Raw genomic sequence first — 15,441 nt, 5'->3', positions numbered from 1 at the left:
CATCCCCACCTGGCCGAAACCCTGGCTATCCGGGCGCCCCTCCCAAGCGGCGCCCGGTTTTTTGTCAGGCGACCATCCAAACGGCGCCCGGGTGCGCCGCGCCCGGCCCGCTCATCCGTCGTCGTTGCCGCGTGTTTTCCAGCGAACCATCTGACGCATCATGCCATGCAGCATCTGCACATCGGCGCGCGTCAATGGCAGGCGCGACCACATGTTGCGCAGATTGACCTTCATGCTCGCGGCCTTGTGTTCGGGAAAGAAGAACCCGGCTTCCGCCATACGCTCTTCGTAGTGACGGGCAAGGTGATCCACCTCATGCGCCGCGGCAAACTCCGTGCCCGCCATGGCATGGGTCACCGCCGGCGCGGCCTCGGTGGCACGGCGCCATTCGTAAGCACACAGCAACACGCATTGCGCGAGGTTCAGAGACGGGAACGCCGGGTTCACATCGACCGTCACGATTGCATTGGCATGGGCAATGTCCTCGTTTTCCAGCCCCGCGCGCTCCGGGCCGAACAGAACGCCGACCCGTTGACCGGCGGCGATGCGGTCACGCGCTTCGACCATCGCCTGTTCCGGCGTGTAGACCGTCTTGGTCAGATCGCGCGGGCGCGCGGTGGTCGCCAGCACAAAGTGACAATCCTCGATGGCCTCGGGCACATCCGCGCTCAGCCGCGCCTCATCCAGAAGACGCCCCGCGCCCGACGCCATGGCAACCGCCTTTTCATTCGGCCAGCCGTCCCGTGGCCCGGCCACGCGCATGTGATCCAGGCCGAAATTCCACATCGCCCGGGCGGCGGCACCGATATTCTCGCCCATTTGCGGGCGGACAAGCACAAATGCTGGCTGGGTGGGCGGTGACGGTGTCATGCGGTCAGAAGCTCCGGTCTGGCAGGGTATGCCGCCCGCTTCTGCCCAAGCCGTGACAAAAGCGCAACCGCTGTTGCGCTCCCTGCAAGAAGGCGGCGGGCTTCCGGACCGGGTTCGCAGCCAGCACGTGTGAAAAGCCATTGGCATTGCTGCAAAACCCGCGCTAAACACGCGCGAAATCACCCGGAGACGCACCATGGCCGACGCTGACGCCCCGCAGATCTATCTCGTCACCCCTCCGGAGTTCGACCTCGGTCGTTTTCCCGGCACGCTCGACGCGGTTTTGAAAGCCCATGACGTGGCGTGTTTGCGTCTCTCCCTTGCCACGCGCGACGAAGACAGGCTGACGCGTGCGGCAGATGCGGTGCGCGAGGTGGCCCACGCCCACGATGTCGCGCTGGTGATCGACACGCATGTGGTGCTTGCGGAGCGGCTTGGGCTGGACGGTGTGCATCTGACCGATGGTGCGCGGTCGGTCCGTGCGGCGCGCAAGGCGCTCGGAGACGACGCGATTGTGGGCGCCTTTTGTGGCCAAAGCCGCCATGACGGCATGAATGCGGGCGAGGCAGGCGCCGATTACGTGGCTTTCGGGCCTGTCAGCGGCAATCTTGGCGATGGCACGGTCGCCGGGCAAGAGCTCTTTGCTTGGTGGTCCGAGATGATCGAGATACCGATCGTGGCCGAGGGCGGGTTGGACGCGGAAACCGTGACGCGGCTTACCCCGGTGACCGACTTCTTTGCCATCGGAGAGGAAATCTGGGCACAAGACGACCCGGTCGCAGCGCTCGCGCAGATCCGGGCAGCCATGCAGTCCGCGGGCTGAGCCCAATACGCGCAAGCGCGCTCAATTGTGGCGTGCAGCGTCGAAGCCGGAACGCACCTGCTCTTCGAGTTTTGCCGCAAGGGTTTTGCGGTTGGGGAAATCGTCGACCCGCTGCGGGTCATGGTAGATGAGTTCCACCCGGCCCTGCCGGCGCTGCGCCAGCACGTCGACAAGGGATGGCGCAAAACTCATGTCACCCCACCATCCATAGAAGTCGGCAGGCTGCCCCTGCGGCGCGAAATAGACGACCGACACGGCCTGCAAACTGATTTCGTGCTGCAACCGGTCGGAAAAGAAAGCCGCGAAAAGCGTTGTCTTGAAAGGCAAGACCCGCAATCCATCCGTCGAGGTGCCTTCGGGAAAAAACAGCAGCCTGTGACCGTATATCAGGCGGTCTTCGAACAGTTTCGCCTGTTCCCGCGCTTGCCGGCGATCGCGCCGAATGAAGACCGTCCCCGTGGCCCGCGCCAGCCAACCGATCCCCGGCCAGGACGCAACCTCTGATTTCGAAACGAAATACAGGGTCTTACGGCTGTTGAGAACGAAGATATCCAGCCATGACGCATGGTTTGCCACAAGCGCACCGCGCCCTGTCATCAGCCGCCCGCGTTGAACGACCACAAGCCCCATGATGCGCAGGGACAAGCGACACACCGCAACGGTGATATGGGGCGTCACCGGCCGCGTCATCCCGGCCAGAGGGCGCTCAAACAGGCGCAACAGCAACAACAGGGCCAATCCGCCAAACACCACAAAGGCCATCGCGGGAGCGCGCAACGCCACGCGCATCCAGTCAGCGGCGCTCAACGCGCGCCTCTCTGGCTCCGGAGGTGGCACCCAACTCATACGCGCTCCCGCGCCAAATGCGTCTTTTGTTGCTCTGACAGGCGCGCGGTGTCGACGATCAGACAGACATCGATCGTGTTGAACGCATGATCGACATACACGCCCTGCCCCACAAAGCCGCCAAGCCGCAGGTAAGCCTTGATCAGGGGCGGCACGCCGAGCATGGCGCGGCGGCGGTCGATCCGATCCTCTGGCAGAATGTCGAGCGCCGGTTGATCGCGTGAGACGACCCGCAAGGGTTCCGGCGCGAGGTGACGATGATGCAGCAGCGACAGCGGTTCGCGGATCGCCGCAAGCGCTGTGCCGTGAAAACTCGCCACGCCGAAAAGGAGCTCGATCTCGCGCGCCTGCACGTAACGCGCGACCCCCTGCCAGAGCGCCAGCAACGCCATGCCGCCGCGGTAGTCTTTGTGCAAGCAGGATCGCCCCAGTTCCAGCAACCGACGTCCGCTGGCGCGCAAGGGAGAAAGGTCGAACTCGCTTTCGGAGTAAAATCGACCGGCATCCCGCGCGCCCTGATCCGTCAGGAGACGATAGACACCGACCACGGCATCGGTGTTGCGGTCAATGGCAAGAAGATGGTCCACATGGGGGTCAAAAGCGTCGCGTTCCAACCCGGCGGCGTGATCCACAAGCGGGCCGTCGCCACCGAGTTCCCGAACAAAAACATCATAGCGCAGGCGTTGCGCCGCGACGATCTCGTCGGCGCTCTGCGCCAGTCGAACCGTTATGCCCGTGTCTGTCGGTCTCACACGCAGGGTCCTGCTTTTGGGTCGGGCAGACTTGCGCCGACCTGCATGACGCGTGGCCGCGTCTGTCGCGCAGGACATACGGATCGCGCCTTCCAAATTCAACGGTTCTCTGGCGCAGGGCGCCTTCACAGGGCAAAGCCGCCAATCGGCCTCTCTGCCCTCAGGGTTTAAGCATTCATTAAGCAATTCGGCGTAATTTGTTAACAGTCCTGCAGACCGTTTTGGAGATATGACAGGTGTCACCGCTCGGCGCACGCCACGCCTCAATCGCACCCGCGTTGTACCGGTGCATCACGGGGTCGCCGCGCGAACGCGGCTTTCATGCCCGGCAAGGCCGCGATACACTCCCGAAGCAGGTCCCGGCGGTGTCACGCTCCCTCGCGTCGGCATCGGACGTGCCCTTCGGGTTCACACTTCTAAGGATCAAAAATCGGAATTAGACTGACCCGTGACCCATCAACGACCACTTTGCCTTCTTCGCGGAAATTCACCGTGATCCGCCCGCCAATATTGGATTGCACTTGGCCGGTGCCCCAATCGGGTCTGTCGGGATGCTGGACCAGCATGCCCGGCTCCAACAACGCGTTGAGTTCATCCATTTCTCATTCCTTTCGGAGGTTACATGACTGACCCAAATGCGTCGCTGGCGTCACTTGTCGGATCACGGCTGTGTCACGACCTTATCAGCCCGATCGGCGCAATCCAGAACGGATTGGAGCTGCTGTCGCTTGCGGGCGGCGATGCGAATGCGCCAGAGATGACGCTGATCCGCGAAAGCTGCGAAAGCGCGACGGCCCGCATTCGGTTTTTCCGTGTCGCCTTCGGGTCCGCTTCGGAGAACCAGATAATGAGCGCCCGCGACATTGCCAGCACCCTGGCCGGCGTTTCCAAGGGCGCCAGGATGCGCGGAATATGGCAGGTCGACGGTGATTTGCCACGCGGTCAGGTGCAACTGGCCTTCCTCGCCCACCTCTGCTGCGAAACCGCACTGCCCCAGGGCGGGGAAATCACCGTCACACGGTCTGGCGATGACTGGACGATCCGCGCACAGGGGCCCCGCATCGCCATTGACGAAAGCACCTGGGCGCGGCTGGCTGGCCATGGCAAGGACACCCCGATCACGCCGGACCGTGTGCAATTCGTCCTTCTGGCCGATCTCGCTCTGCAACGGGGTGTCACGCTTGCGACCCGCACGGACGAGGCCACGATCCAAATCCGGATGAATAGCGGCGCGTGACCGCTTGGCGTGCCGGTCCGCCGGACATCCGGCGCCCCGGGCCAGACAAGCCGGTGCCACACGCGGACGGGCCCGGGCCCTCGCGGTCTCAGGGGCGGATCGTGCCGTCGCCACGGACCAGGTATTTGAAGCTGGTCAATTGCTCCGCGCCAACCGGGCCACGGGCATGCATCTTGCCCGTCGCAATACCGATTTCCGCGCCCATGCCAAACTCTCCGCCATCGGCAAACTGCGTCGAGGCGTTGTGCATCAGGATTGCGCTGTCGAGTTGTTCGAAAAACCGCTGAACGGCGTCCGCGTCCTCTGCAATGATACAATCGGTATGGTTCGAGCCGTGGACGCGGATGTGCTCAATGGCCTCATCGATGCTGTCCACCGTCCGCGCGGCGATGATCATGTCGAGAAATTCATGTCCCCAGTCGTCTGCGCTCGCCGGCACGACGCCCGCGATCGATTGCAGCGCGTCATCGCCGCGAACCTGCACGCCGGCGTCGATCAGAGCGCGGATCACGCCCTGCCCGACAGTCTCGACCGCATCCCGATGGATCAGCAGGCATTCCGCCGCGCCGCAAATCCCGGTCCTGCGGGTCTTGGCGTTCACCACAACCTTGAGCGCCTTGAGCGGATCCGCGGACGCGTCGAGATAGACATGCACGATGCCTTCGAGATGGGCAAACACCGGCACGCGGGCTTCGCGCTGCACCAGGCCGACAAGCCCCTTGCCCCCGCGCGGCACGATCACGTCGATGGACTCGGTCATCGTCAGCATCTCAGACACCGCGGCCCGATCGCGCGTCGGCACGCGCTGGATTGCGTCTTCGGGAAGCCCCGCTGCGCGCAGACCGTCAAGCAAGCACGCATGAATCGCACCGGAAGAATGGAAGCTTTCGGAGCCGCCCCGCAAGATGACGGCGTTGCCCGCCTTGAGACACAGCGCCCCCGCATCCGCCGTCACGTTGGGACGGGATTCGTAGATCACCCCGACGACACCGAGCGGCGTGCGCACGCGCTGGATTCGCAGGCCGGAGGGCTGTTGCCATTCCGCCATCACAGCACCTACGGGATCGTCCTGCGCGGCGACTGCGCGCAACCCGGCGGCAATCGCGGCGATCCGCTCCTCGTTGAGCATCAGCCGGTCCATCATCGCGTCCGACAACCCCTTGTCGCGGCCGAACGCCAGATCCTTGGCATTCGCTTCGAGAATGGCTGGCACTTCCGCGTCGATGGCATCCGCCGCTGCCTCAAGCGCATGCCGCCGCGCGTCCGGGGTGGCAAAGGCGAGTGTCGCAGCTGCGGCACGCGCGCGCTGTCCCATATCGGACATCACGGCGTGAATGTCGGTCAGGTCTTTCATTGTGGCTCTCCCATCGCAGGCGGCGAACCCGCTTAGATTTAGTCAGTCTCGCAGTCCGGGTCCATCCCAAAGACCCCTGCTGCCGCACAACCCGCCCGCGGTTACAGGGCCATGTCATCGCGGTGAATCAGCACCGCGCGGCCCGGATATCCAAGCAGCCCCTCGATTTCGTCACTGCGGTGGCCCGCGATGCGGCGGGCTTCCTCTGCGGTATAGCGGCTCAGCCCCTGCCCGAGGGCGCGCCCCTGCGCGCTGCAGATGGTCACGGGATCGCCGCGACCGAAGGCGCCGCTTACCCGTGCAAGACCCGCCGGAAGCAAGGACTTGCCGCTGTCCAGAGCGCGCGCAGCACCGTCGTCCACAAACACCGTCCCCTGCGGTTTCATCGCCGCGATCCAGCGTTTGCGCGCCGCGTGCGGATCCAGCTGCGGGGTGAACACCGTGCTGTTGGCGCCATCGCGCAGGGCGCGCAGCGGATGCAACCCCGCCCCTTCGCCAATCAGCATGGCACAGCCCGCCCCGGTTGCCGTCTTGGCCGCAAGGACCTTGGTTTTCATCCCGCCTTTCGAAAGCCCGGACCCGGCGTCTCCGGCCATGGCCTCGATCTCGGGCGTGATCGCGTCGATCACGGGCAATCGCCGGGCCGTCGGATCAGAGACCGGATTCGCGGTGTATAGACCATCGACATCCGACAAAAGGACCAGAAGATCGGCGCCCACCGTCACCGCAACCTGCGCGGCGAGCCGGTCATTGTCTCCATAGCGGATCTCATCCGTCGCAACCGTGTCGTTCTCGTTCACGATCGGCACAACACCAAGCGACAGCAAGGTCGAAAGGGTTGCACGCGAGTTGAGATAACGGCGCCGGTCCGCGCTGTCTTCCAGCGTCACAAGAACCTGACCCGTGGTGATCTGATGCGGGGCAAGCGCTTCCTCGTAGGCCCGCGCGAGGCGGATCTGACCAACAGAGGCCGCTGCCTGCGACTGCTCAAGCGGCAGCGCGGCTTCCCCGAGCTTCAGCACGCCGCGCCCCAAGGCGATAGACCCGGAGGAGACGAGGATGACATCCGCGCCGCGCGCCTTGAGTTCGGCCACGTCCGCCGCCAGCGATTGCAACCATGCGGCCCGCAGCGCCCCGGTCTTGCGATCCACAAGCAGAGCAGAGCCGATCTTGACGACAACCCGCCGGGCATCGGTCAGGGTTGCCAAGACCCGTCCTCCTCATCTTCCTCGACGCCGTCCCGCGCGCGCCGATCCGCCTCGCGTCGCGCCTCGACAGCCGGGCGCAAAGCCCGCAACACATCCGTCACATGCTCGCCCGTGGCGCCGGACATGAGCATGACGCCCTGCGCCCCGGCGGCTTCCAGTTCGTCCTTCAGGAAAGCGCGCTCTTCCTCGTCCAGCGCATCGATCTTGTTGAGAACGGTGACGCGAGGCTTGTCGGCCAGCCCGGCGCCATAGGCTTCAAGCTCGGCAATGATGGTGTTCCAGTCCTCGATCAGCGTCCCGGAGGTGCCGTCGACAAGGTGGAGAAGGATTGCCGACCGCTCGATATGGCCGAGAAAGATATCGCCAAGCCCCCGGCCCTCGCTCGCGCCCTCAATCAGCCCCGGAATGTCGGCAACCACGAATTCCGTGCCATCGACCGCCACCACACCCAGATTGGGATGCAGGGTCGTGAACGGGTAATCCGCGATCTTCGGGCGCGCATTGGAAGTTGCAGCAAGGAAGGTCGACTTTCCCGCATTGGGCAGCCCCACGAGACCCACATCCGCGATCAGCTTCAGCCGCAGCCAAAGCGTGCGCTCAACCCCCGGCTGGCCCGGATTGGCCCGGCGCGGCGCCTGGTTGGTGGCGCTCTTGAAATGCAGGTTGCCCCACCCGCCATTGCCACCCTTGGCGATGCAAATCCGGTCGCCAAGCGTGTCGAGATCCGCAAGCACGGTTTCCTGATCCTCGTCGAGGATTTCCGTTCCGACAGGCACCCGAAGAAGGATGTCGTCACCGTCTTTGCCGGTGCGGTTGCGGCCCATGCCGCCTTGTCCGCTCTTGGCAAACCAATGCTGTTGATAGCGAAAGTCGATCAGCGTGTTCAGCCCGTCCACCGCCTCGATCCAGACATCCCCGCCGCGGCCACCGTCCCCGCCATCCGGGCCGCCATATTCGATGAATTTCTCGCGCCGGAAAGAGATCGCCCCGTTCCCGCCCGCGCCGGATCGCACATAAACCTTGCAGAGGTCGAGAAATTTCATCGCTATCGCCTTTGTTGATGCGGGCGGTGTAGTCGCAACGCGCGCCCCGCTCAAGCGTCATTGCATCGCGCACAGACTGCGCGGCTTTCGCGTTTGACCGGTCAAGGCGCGCATCCCGATCGCCTTCAGGGACGACACGCTTCACGTGGCGCTGCGCGATCAGGCAAGCGTCTTGAGATAGGTCCAGGTCGCAACCTTGGCATTGCGCGCCACCGAAAACGCCTCGGCGTCACCGATATAGTCGAAACCGCAATTCACCAGAACCCGGGCCGAGGCCGGGTTGTCCTGAAAGACGGATGCAAAGATCGTCGCATTGCCGAGCGGATTGGCATCGACCAACGCGCGCACGGCCTCTGACGCGAGCCCTGTGTTCCATGCCGGCGGTGCAACCCAGTAACCCAGTTCGGACTGGTTGCGGTCCATGCGCTTGAGCGAGATGACCCCCATCAGCTCGGCCCCGGAGGATTTGGTTGCATCCATCACCCAGACGTCTTCGGCGCGCTCATCAGACAGCGCCTGCGTGACATAGGCTTCGGTGGCACCCGGCGGCAAAGGATGCGGAATGGAGGTGGTCATCGATGCCACACGTTCGTCCGCCGCGTAGAACGCCATCAATCCGGCATCGGATTGACGCAGCGGACGCAGGATGAAGCGCTCTGTTTCTACCACAAGCGGTTCAATTACGGTCTCAAGCTCCATCTGCACTCTCCTCTTCGTGCATTGGACGGGAAAACGGGACGATTCTGCCCCGTCTTACAGCGCGTTTCTGGCAATCCGGTGACGTGGTCTGGCCCGGATAGGATGAATATCCGGTTAAGCCGACCCAGAAAGGGATTGCCGAAAAACAAAAGGGACCGGCGCGAGCGCCGATCCCGTGTGTCTGATCCAGACTGTGAGGTCGGCTTACTCCGCTGCCTCGGCTGTTGGCATCACGGAAATGAACGTGCGCCCCTTCAGGCCCTTGTGGAACGTGACAGCGCCTTCGATGGTCGCAAAGATCGTGTGATCCTTGCCCATGCCGACGCCTTCACCCGGCCAGAACTTCGTGCCGCGCTGGCGCACGATGATGTTGCCCGGAATAGCGGCCTGACCGCCATAGAGCTTCACGCCGAGGCGACGACCGGCTGAGTCGCGACCGTTGCGGGAGGAACCGCCTGCTTTTTTATGTGCCATGGGTTAGTCTCCTTACTTGCCGGCCAGCTTTTGGGCCTGTTCGATCCAGCCTTCGCGCTCGATCCGTCCCTTGAACGAAAGAACTTCGCCGAATTTCTCGACGTCTTCCTCGGTCCATGCGGCGATCTGGGCAAAAGTCGTGATCCCGGCCTCATGCAGTTTCTTTTCCAGCGCCGGGCCCACGCCCGACAGTTGCTTGAGATCGTCAGCACCGGATGCCGCTCCGGCATCCTCGGCCACGGCCTTCGCCGGCGCCGGCTTTGCTGCCGCGACGGTGCCACCGCTCACGGAGCCCGCGCCGATTGCTGCCTTCACGCCGGTCTTGTCGCCACCCTCGGCGAGGATCTCGGTGATCTTCAGCAGCGTGAGCTGCTGGCGGTGCCCCTTGGTGCGCTGCGAGCTGTGCTTGCGGCGACGCTTGACGAAGTGGATGAGCTTGTCACCCTTGATCTGATCGACAACCTCGGCCTGCACAGCGGCGCCAGCCACGAACGGCGCGCCCACGACGGTCGTGTCGCCGCCCAGCATCAGCACGTCGTTGAACTGCACGGTTTCGCCCGCGTCCGCTGCCAGCTTCTCCACGCGGAGCGTGTCGCCGGATTGAACCTTGTATTGCTTGCCGCCGGTTTTCATCACCGCAAACATGCGTGTCTTCCTTTTTTCAACCGCGTCTTTCGGCCCCCGTCACAATGCGGGCGTTTCCGGCATCCTTGCCACCTCAGACAGCGCGCCCGCCAATCGGGCGTTGTCATCGTTTTTATTTCCCGATCACCGGTTGCCGAGAAGGCGTCCAGTTGCTGGGCCAATCGTGTTCACAAAACAAAAACACGGGGCGCGCGAGCCCCGCATCATCCTGTGTGCGCGGCTTATCGTGAACCCGAACCTGTTTGTCAAGCGTTCCGGGCCGGTTTGACGCTCAGAGGTCCTGTCCTTGCATTTGCTGTGCCGCAGCAAGACCGAGACCATAGGAAATCTTGTCATACATCGCGTTGAACCCGGCAAAGAGTGCACGGTTCAATGCCTGACCGCGGGCGCTTTCTGACATTTCGACATAGCCTTCGAGCTCCGCATCGTCGAGCGGCCCATAAGCCAGAAGAAGAAATCCATAGAGCCATTCGCGGGTGTCGATCCGGGTTTCCTCTTCCTGCCCCCAGACATCGGCAAGAATGTCTTCTTCCGTCATGCGGAACGCACCGCCCTCCACGAGACCGCGATAGAACTGGTAAGATGCGTTGAGCGCACCTTCGACATTGGCCTCGACCAGATCGTTTGCCGCCACGAAGCGGTCGATCAGCACAAGGCGCGGATCATCGTCTGCCAGCGCGGACTGGTAAGCGTTGCGGGCAATGTCTTCGACCGTCTCGTCAACCATGGCCCGGCGCGCGGCCAGTTCGAGTGTGACCACATAAGCCCCGTCGCCATGGGCGAAGTAGTCGAGAAGCGGCGCAATATTGGGCTCGGCGAGCGTCTCGGAGAAGGTCTCGGAGACCACCTGCCGCATGGCGTCCGTGTTGTAGAGATCGGAGACCAGCGCTGACCAGCGCGGGTTCTGTCCCGACGCAAAGAGATCCAGCGCCAGTTCATCGCCGTAACCAACGCCCTCTTCGCGCATGATGGCCAGCATTTCGTCGGTCTTGAGCGCGTCGAGCAGGTCGTCATGGCTCTGTGCGAGGGCCGGAGCGGCTAGCAGAACACTCGCCAAAAGCCCGAAGAGTGCAGCGATTGAGCCTTGTGCCTCACCGGGGAGCCGGGTTGAGAGAGATCGAGTCATGACAGTCCTTGCATCCGAAATCGCCGCATCGCTCGCGCGGTTGGAAGGCATATAAGCTCTGCCGAGGTCAAGGTCACCCACCCTGACAAGGGTTTGATGGAAAGTGGCACGATTTCGCAAAATCCCAAGCGTCGGGTGCCTGAAAAAATCGCTGATTTCGCGGTTGCACGACTGCGGCGAACCGGCTAAACGCTCGCTACCCAGACCCCCGCGGAGAGGTGCCGGAGTGGTCGAACGGGGCGGTCTCGAAAACCGTTGTGGGCGCAAGTCCACCCAGGGTTCGAATCCCTGTCTCTCCGCCACACCAACCGACGGATGGTTTCTATCTTAGTATTCTGTCGATCGGCATTGCTAGTGCGATGCATCAAGGCATTTAGTGGCTTGGCCGCAGAGCCTTCGTGAATCCTGCCATGTGGTTTCTTGAGAACCAAGGGACCCAGCGGCAGAACACCCTCGCAACATGGCGGCTTTCTCGCCTCTTTCACCGGCGCGGGGATCGGGCGTCGCGACTGACTGGGAATTTTGGGTTTTCAGGTGCTAAGGGTATAATCGCTGCGCTTCAAGACCGTAGCAGTCTGGTGCCTTGCACGCGCATCTCTGCCCGCTCTTGGTAAATCCGCGCAAGACTTGGCCGTGTGGACCTTTTCGATGGTGCGTGTTCGTTGACGGTTGCAGCTCGAAAATCAACTCTGCTTCTCTCAATCGGGCGCGTGCGGGACACTGGTGATATTCCACTATCTCAACGTCATAGCTGTCCAACTCAGAGGTGAATGCGAGCCAGTCAACGCCGCGCTGTGCTGAAAATGCGCGGGCTATCTTGCCGGAGCCGATGTGAAAAACCTCACCGGATAAGGTTGTTTTGTGGAAGTAAACGACTTCCGATTTTCTGAGATCTACCTTTGTGGTCACGTTACTACCTTCAGACCGATGGATGATGGCCGTCAATGGTTTCGGATTGCGGGTGTCTGTCTTTTTCGATTGCCGGGTTGGCGCGAATTTTCACCAGAAACGGTGCAAAACCGTCTCGCTCCGGCGAAGATCGTGAGTGTTTCAGATTCCCGAAAGACATCTCACTTTGGCCTGTCTCGAAACGATCCATAGATCGTCTCGGCGCTTCCCCCAAGGACGTATGCTTAGTGGCGCTGTCCGGAGAGCAATCAGCCCCCAGAGCAAAGACCCCTGACGGGATGTGACCGCCTCGCAAAGACGACCAGCACCTCGGTCACCGGTCCCGGCGTATTGCCTCCAACATCAGACGCACGGAGAAACGGTTCAAGCCGCCGAAGGAGTCATGCGTTGAACACGTGATGAGAGCTATAACGCTTGCTCGACGTCGCGGCTCTCTGACAAGGGCGCGCTGCTTGGAAACGCCTCGCAACACGCCAGGATCGGGTCAGCTCTTGACCGTGCTCGCATCCGTTCCAACCGAGCCAAACGCCCCTGCCCGTGTCAGATCACGAAATCCGCGTCGGTCAGGACCACGCTGTCGCTCGCATCCAGTAGACGGATGGTCTGGCCTGCCGGGGTCGCGATCAGAATGTCGCCGTCCTCCTCGGTGATCGTGAGGTCGGAATACTCCAAACCGCCGCGGAGCCCGAAACTGAATTCGATACGGTCTACGCCATCTTCAAAGTCGGTGATCGTGTCATGTCCAAAGCCGAAGTGGAAGGAAAACGTATCACGGCCGGCACCGCCCGTCAGGATATCATCCCCCGTACCGCCACCGAGATCGTCGTTCTGGAGGCCGCCAGACAAGCTGTCATTCCCTGAGCCGCCTCGCAGCAAGTCACCGCCTTGGCCTCCGATCAGCGTGTCATTCCCGGCATCCCCATTCAGTTGGTCGAAATCGGCACCGCCTTCAAGCACGTCGGCTCCGCCCCCGCCGTTCAGGGTGTCGTTGCCGGTGTTGCCCATCAGGCTGTCGATCCCCCGATTGCCAAAGAGCGTGTCATCTCCTTCACCGCCCATGAGGGTGTCGTTGCCATGGCCACCGGAGATCAAGTCATTGTCGAGGCCGCCATCGATGCTGTCTGCCCCGCCTTGGCCATACAGACGATCATTCGCGCCGCCGCCCAGGATGATGTCTGCTCCCCGGTCTCCATAGACGCTGTCGCGTCCCGTGCCGCCGCTGAGCAGATCATTGCCCAGGCCACCGTAGAGCTCGTCCTGCCCGTCTCCACCCTCGATCGTGTCAAACCCCGAGGACCCGGACAGGGCGTCGTTGCCTTCGCCCCCACTCAGGCTGTCGCGCCCAAGGCCCCCGTCAAGCGTGTCCTCGCCGACATCGCCCTCAAGCGTGTCGTTCCCGGCATTGCCATAGAGCAGGTCATCGCCAGCCCCCCCCAGCAGGCTGTCAAAGCCTCTGCTGCCATACAGGACGTCATTCCCGTCCTGTCCATACAGCGTGTCGAACCCGACGCCGCCCTCGAGCCGATCCGAATTCGCTCCGCCATCCAGAACATCGTTGCCGAAATTGCCGTAAAGACTGTCCGCGCCGTCCGATCCGAAAACGGTGTCGTTCCCGGCCAGCGCACGGATGAAGTCCGTCGCCGCGCTGCCATCCATCTGCTCGCTGTCAAAGGTGCCTGTCGCGCGTTCGATCTCGACGGAGTCGAAAATGGCCGTGTATTCAAGCCTCCGTTCTTCGAGGAAAATGTCGTTGTAGCTCACCGTTGCGAGCAGCGATCCACTCTGAGCACCGGCAAGGGCATATACAAAATCAATGCTGTTTTCGCCTGCAATGACCTCGCGCGGTTCCAAATCGGTGCCGTCAACCATGACGTCGAGCAGCCCCGACCGATAGCTCTGAGCAAGAATAAGATCAGGATCCGTGAACCGCATGGTCAGCGTGTAAAGCGCGACTTCGTCGACACTGAGACCAATGGCATCGGTATCGCTCTGGCCCACCAGATCGCTCTCAAGCCTATCCCCTGCCGACAGGGTGACATCCGGCTCGGTCTCCCTCAGATCTTCGGCAAGCGTGACCCGATACGAACTGTTGTATTCGAAGGATCCCCCACGGGTCTGGAGATAATAGAGCCCGTCTTCCGCCGGCTCATAGAAAATGAGAAGGTCTTCACCACTGCTCAAGCTCGAAATAGAGGTCAGCTGATTTCCCGCATCGTCAAAAAGATCTGAAAACGGCGCAAAATCGGAAAATGGATTGGAATAGGTGTTCTGAACCCGTATCGACACATTCTGATCGGCCTCAAGCGCAAGGGCGATCCAGTCGACGTCGCCCTCCAATTCATGCGCGGAGTCAATCGAGGCCGGTGCCCCATCCACGATCTGCAACAACGCGGTTTCACTGGGGTCGCCCGGTTGCTCATCCGGAAGGTCCTCGGAGACATCGATTGCCCGCGCCGTGAACTGATATTCATCAAACGAAGGGAAAAAATCATCTTCGATTGCGATGAAAACAGGGCCTGTGGAGGCGGCGTTGAACTCCAGATGCACGGTGTATTGAAACGAGGAAAGCTCTTCGGATTCAGCAAGGAACGTGCCGTCTTCTGCGTAAAGGTCGAAAGCAAGAGAAGAAATGGAATCGAGTAGGAACTCGTAAGTCTGTCCTTCGACGACATCGAGGCGCAACCAGTCCGGTCCTGCATCACCATCAGTCCTGCCATCCAAAGAAAACGTCTCGAAACCATCGAGGGTGATCTCTGTTTCGACCGTGATGTCGTCCGGGTTGATGTCAGGTTCCATGAAAAATCCCTTCTATCATATTAAGCTTCATAGATATTTATGCTCTGAAAACTTGCTTAACCACGGTATCGTCTTTCGGTGCGCCAATCAAATGATCCGGGTGCCATTTCAACGGCACTATCGGCTGATGCGCGTGTGGCCGGTCGATAGCATCGACACCCATACCGATTTTCATTCCCGGTCTTGCGCAAGCACGGCTCCCATAGCGGGAGTTGCAGCAACGGCCGTTGTTGGACGGGGCGTTTGAGTCGACCCGGGTCAGTCGATCTGAAACGAACAGCGCAAAACGCTCAGTCGCAACAGCATTACGATGGTTCCGAAACGCGGCACCGGTCCAAGCGCGGGCGCACCGATGATGAAAAGACGGACGGCGCATAGGTCGGCGGCAAACCGTGATACGCCCCCGATCGGGCTCTTGCGCAGCGTCTTTTCCGTCGACTTTTCGGGCTTCCAAGGTGGCCCTCGCCCGTGGCTCCCCCCATCGAATGACGTCCCGCTTTGTCCTTTAGCGCATGACTGCAGATCCAGACCGGGCCGGAGACCAACCCGATCCGAGTTCTGCCGAACGGCATGTCCAGAAGGCCACCGCCTGCGGGCGCACCACGAGCCGGCGTCGTTCTCCGCAGGGGCGCAAAGACGGGTTCATCCCGCAGGCCGGA

At 62.0% G+C, this 15,441-nt stretch carries 14 protein-coding genes and 1 tRNA gene; 3 read left to right on the top strand and 12 right to left on the bottom strand.

The features are described from left to right. Positions 1 to 111 precede the first annotated feature (111 nt). Positions 112 to 870 carry an RNA methyltransferase gene (locus tag J1C49_RS04595; protein WP_227444630.1) on the bottom strand — a complete coding sequence of 253 codons (759 nt, stop codon included), beginning with the start codon at positions 868 to 870 and terminating at the stop codon, positions 112 to 114. A 196-nt stretch (positions 871 to 1,066) separates the two neighbouring features. Between J1C49_RS04595 and J1C49_RS04590 the strand changes: the two genes are divergently transcribed. Next, a complete protein-coding gene (locus tag J1C49_RS04590; protein WP_227444629.1) occupies positions 1,067 to 1,693 on the top strand; it encodes a thiamine phosphate synthase in 627 nt (208 codons plus the stop codon). A gap of 21 nt (positions 1,694 to 1,714) precedes the next feature. Here J1C49_RS04590 and J1C49_RS04585 read toward each other — a convergent pair whose 3' ends face one another. From J1C49_RS04585 to J1C49_RS04575, 3 genes are all read right to left on the bottom strand, one after another. Continuing rightward, complete coding sequence (locus tag J1C49_RS04585) at positions 1,715 to 2,539, bottom strand: 1-acyl-sn-glycerol-3-phosphate acyltransferase (RefSeq protein ID WP_227444628.1); 825 nt, start codon at positions 2,537 to 2,539, stop codon at positions 1,715 to 1,717. After that, positions 2,536 to 3,291 carry a GNAT family N-acyltransferase gene (locus J1C49_RS04580; protein WP_227444627.1) on the bottom strand — a complete coding sequence of 252 codons (756 nt, stop codon included), beginning with the start codon at positions 3,289 to 3,291 and terminating at the stop codon, positions 2,536 to 2,538. Before J1C49_RS04580 ends, J1C49_RS04585 begins: the two co-directional genes overlap by 4 nt. A 416-nt stretch (positions 3,292 to 3,707) precedes the next feature. Then, complete coding sequence (locus tag J1C49_RS04575; protein ID WP_227444626.1) at positions 3,708 to 3,890, bottom strand: DUF3553 domain-containing protein; 183 nt, start codon at positions 3,888 to 3,890, stop codon at positions 3,708 to 3,710. Between the two features lie 23 nt (positions 3,891 to 3,913). On the opposite strand from J1C49_RS04575, the gene J1C49_RS04570 reads away from it, so the two are divergent. Next, positions 3,914 to 4,528 carry a histidine phosphotransferase family protein gene (locus J1C49_RS04570; RefSeq protein ID WP_227444625.1) on the top strand — a complete coding sequence of 205 codons (615 nt, stop codon included), beginning with the start codon at positions 3,914 to 3,916 and terminating at the stop codon, positions 4,526 to 4,528. Positions 4,529 to 4,616: 88 nt separating this feature from the next. On the opposite strand, the gene J1C49_RS04565 is transcribed toward J1C49_RS04570, so the two are convergent. The 7 genes from J1C49_RS04565 to J1C49_RS04535 all read right to left on the bottom strand — a co-directional run bounded on the left by J1C49_RS04565 (position 4,617) and on the right by J1C49_RS04535 (position 11,077). After that, positions 4,617 to 5,882 carry a glutamate-5-semialdehyde dehydrogenase gene (locus tag J1C49_RS04565; protein WP_227444624.1) on the bottom strand — a complete coding sequence of 422 codons (1,266 nt, stop codon included), beginning with the start codon at positions 5,880 to 5,882 and terminating at the stop codon, positions 4,617 to 4,619. A 101-nt stretch (positions 5,883 to 5,983) separates the two neighbouring features. Beyond that, entirely contained in the window at positions 5,984 to 7,090 is a 1,107-nt protein-coding gene (proB, locus tag J1C49_RS04560) for a glutamate 5-kinase (protein WP_227444623.1), read from the bottom strand. Next, positions 7,078 to 8,133 carry a GTPase ObgE gene (obgE, locus tag J1C49_RS04555; protein WP_227444622.1) on the bottom strand — a complete coding sequence of 352 codons (1,056 nt, stop codon included), beginning with the start codon at positions 8,131 to 8,133 and terminating at the stop codon, positions 7,078 to 7,080. The genes proB and obgE overlap by 13 nt, the downstream gene beginning before the upstream one ends. A 159-nt stretch (positions 8,134 to 8,292) precedes the next feature. After that, complete coding sequence (locus J1C49_RS04550) at positions 8,293 to 8,832, bottom strand: GNAT family N-acetyltransferase (protein ID WP_227444621.1); 540 nt, start codon at positions 8,830 to 8,832, stop codon at positions 8,293 to 8,295. Positions 8,833 to 9,036: 204 nt separating this feature from the next. Then, positions 9,037 to 9,306 carry a 50S ribosomal protein L27 gene (rpmA, locus tag J1C49_RS04545; RefSeq protein WP_227444620.1) on the bottom strand — a complete coding sequence of 90 codons (270 nt, stop codon included), beginning with the start codon at positions 9,304 to 9,306 and terminating at the stop codon, positions 9,037 to 9,039. Positions 9,307 to 9,318: 12 nt separating this feature from the next. Beyond that, on the bottom strand, positions 9,319 to 9,951 hold the full coding sequence (locus J1C49_RS04540; RefSeq protein WP_227444619.1) for a 50S ribosomal protein L21: 633 nt from the start codon (positions 9,949 to 9,951) through the stop codon (positions 9,319 to 9,321). Positions 9,952 to 10,222: 271 nt separating this feature from the next. Then, positions 10,223 to 11,077 carry a hypothetical protein gene (locus J1C49_RS04535; protein ID WP_227444618.1) on the bottom strand — a complete coding sequence of 285 codons (855 nt, stop codon included), beginning with the start codon at positions 11,075 to 11,077 and terminating at the stop codon, positions 10,223 to 10,225. Positions 11,078 to 11,289: 212 nt separating this feature from the next. Between J1C49_RS04535 and J1C49_RS04530 the strand changes: the two genes are divergently transcribed. Next, positions 11,290 to 11,379 (top strand) — tRNA-Ser (locus J1C49_RS04530). A gap of 1,147 nt (positions 11,380 to 12,526) precedes the next feature. Here J1C49_RS04530 and J1C49_RS04525 read toward each other — a convergent pair. Then, positions 12,527 to 14,782 carry a calcium-binding protein gene (locus J1C49_RS04525; protein WP_227444617.1) on the bottom strand — a complete coding sequence of 752 codons (2,256 nt, stop codon included), beginning with the start codon at positions 14,780 to 14,782 and terminating at the stop codon, positions 12,527 to 12,529. Between the last annotated feature and the right edge of the window lie 659 nt (positions 14,783 to 15,441).

The sequence above is a fragment of the Cognatishimia sp. F0-27 genome, from assembly GCF_020667845.1.
GTDB lineage: Bacteria > Pseudomonadota > Alphaproteobacteria > Rhodobacterales > Rhodobacteraceae > JAFMPQ01.
The sequence above is the reverse complement of the archived record's forward strand: the minus strand, read 5'-3'. Positions and strand labels throughout refer to the sequence as shown.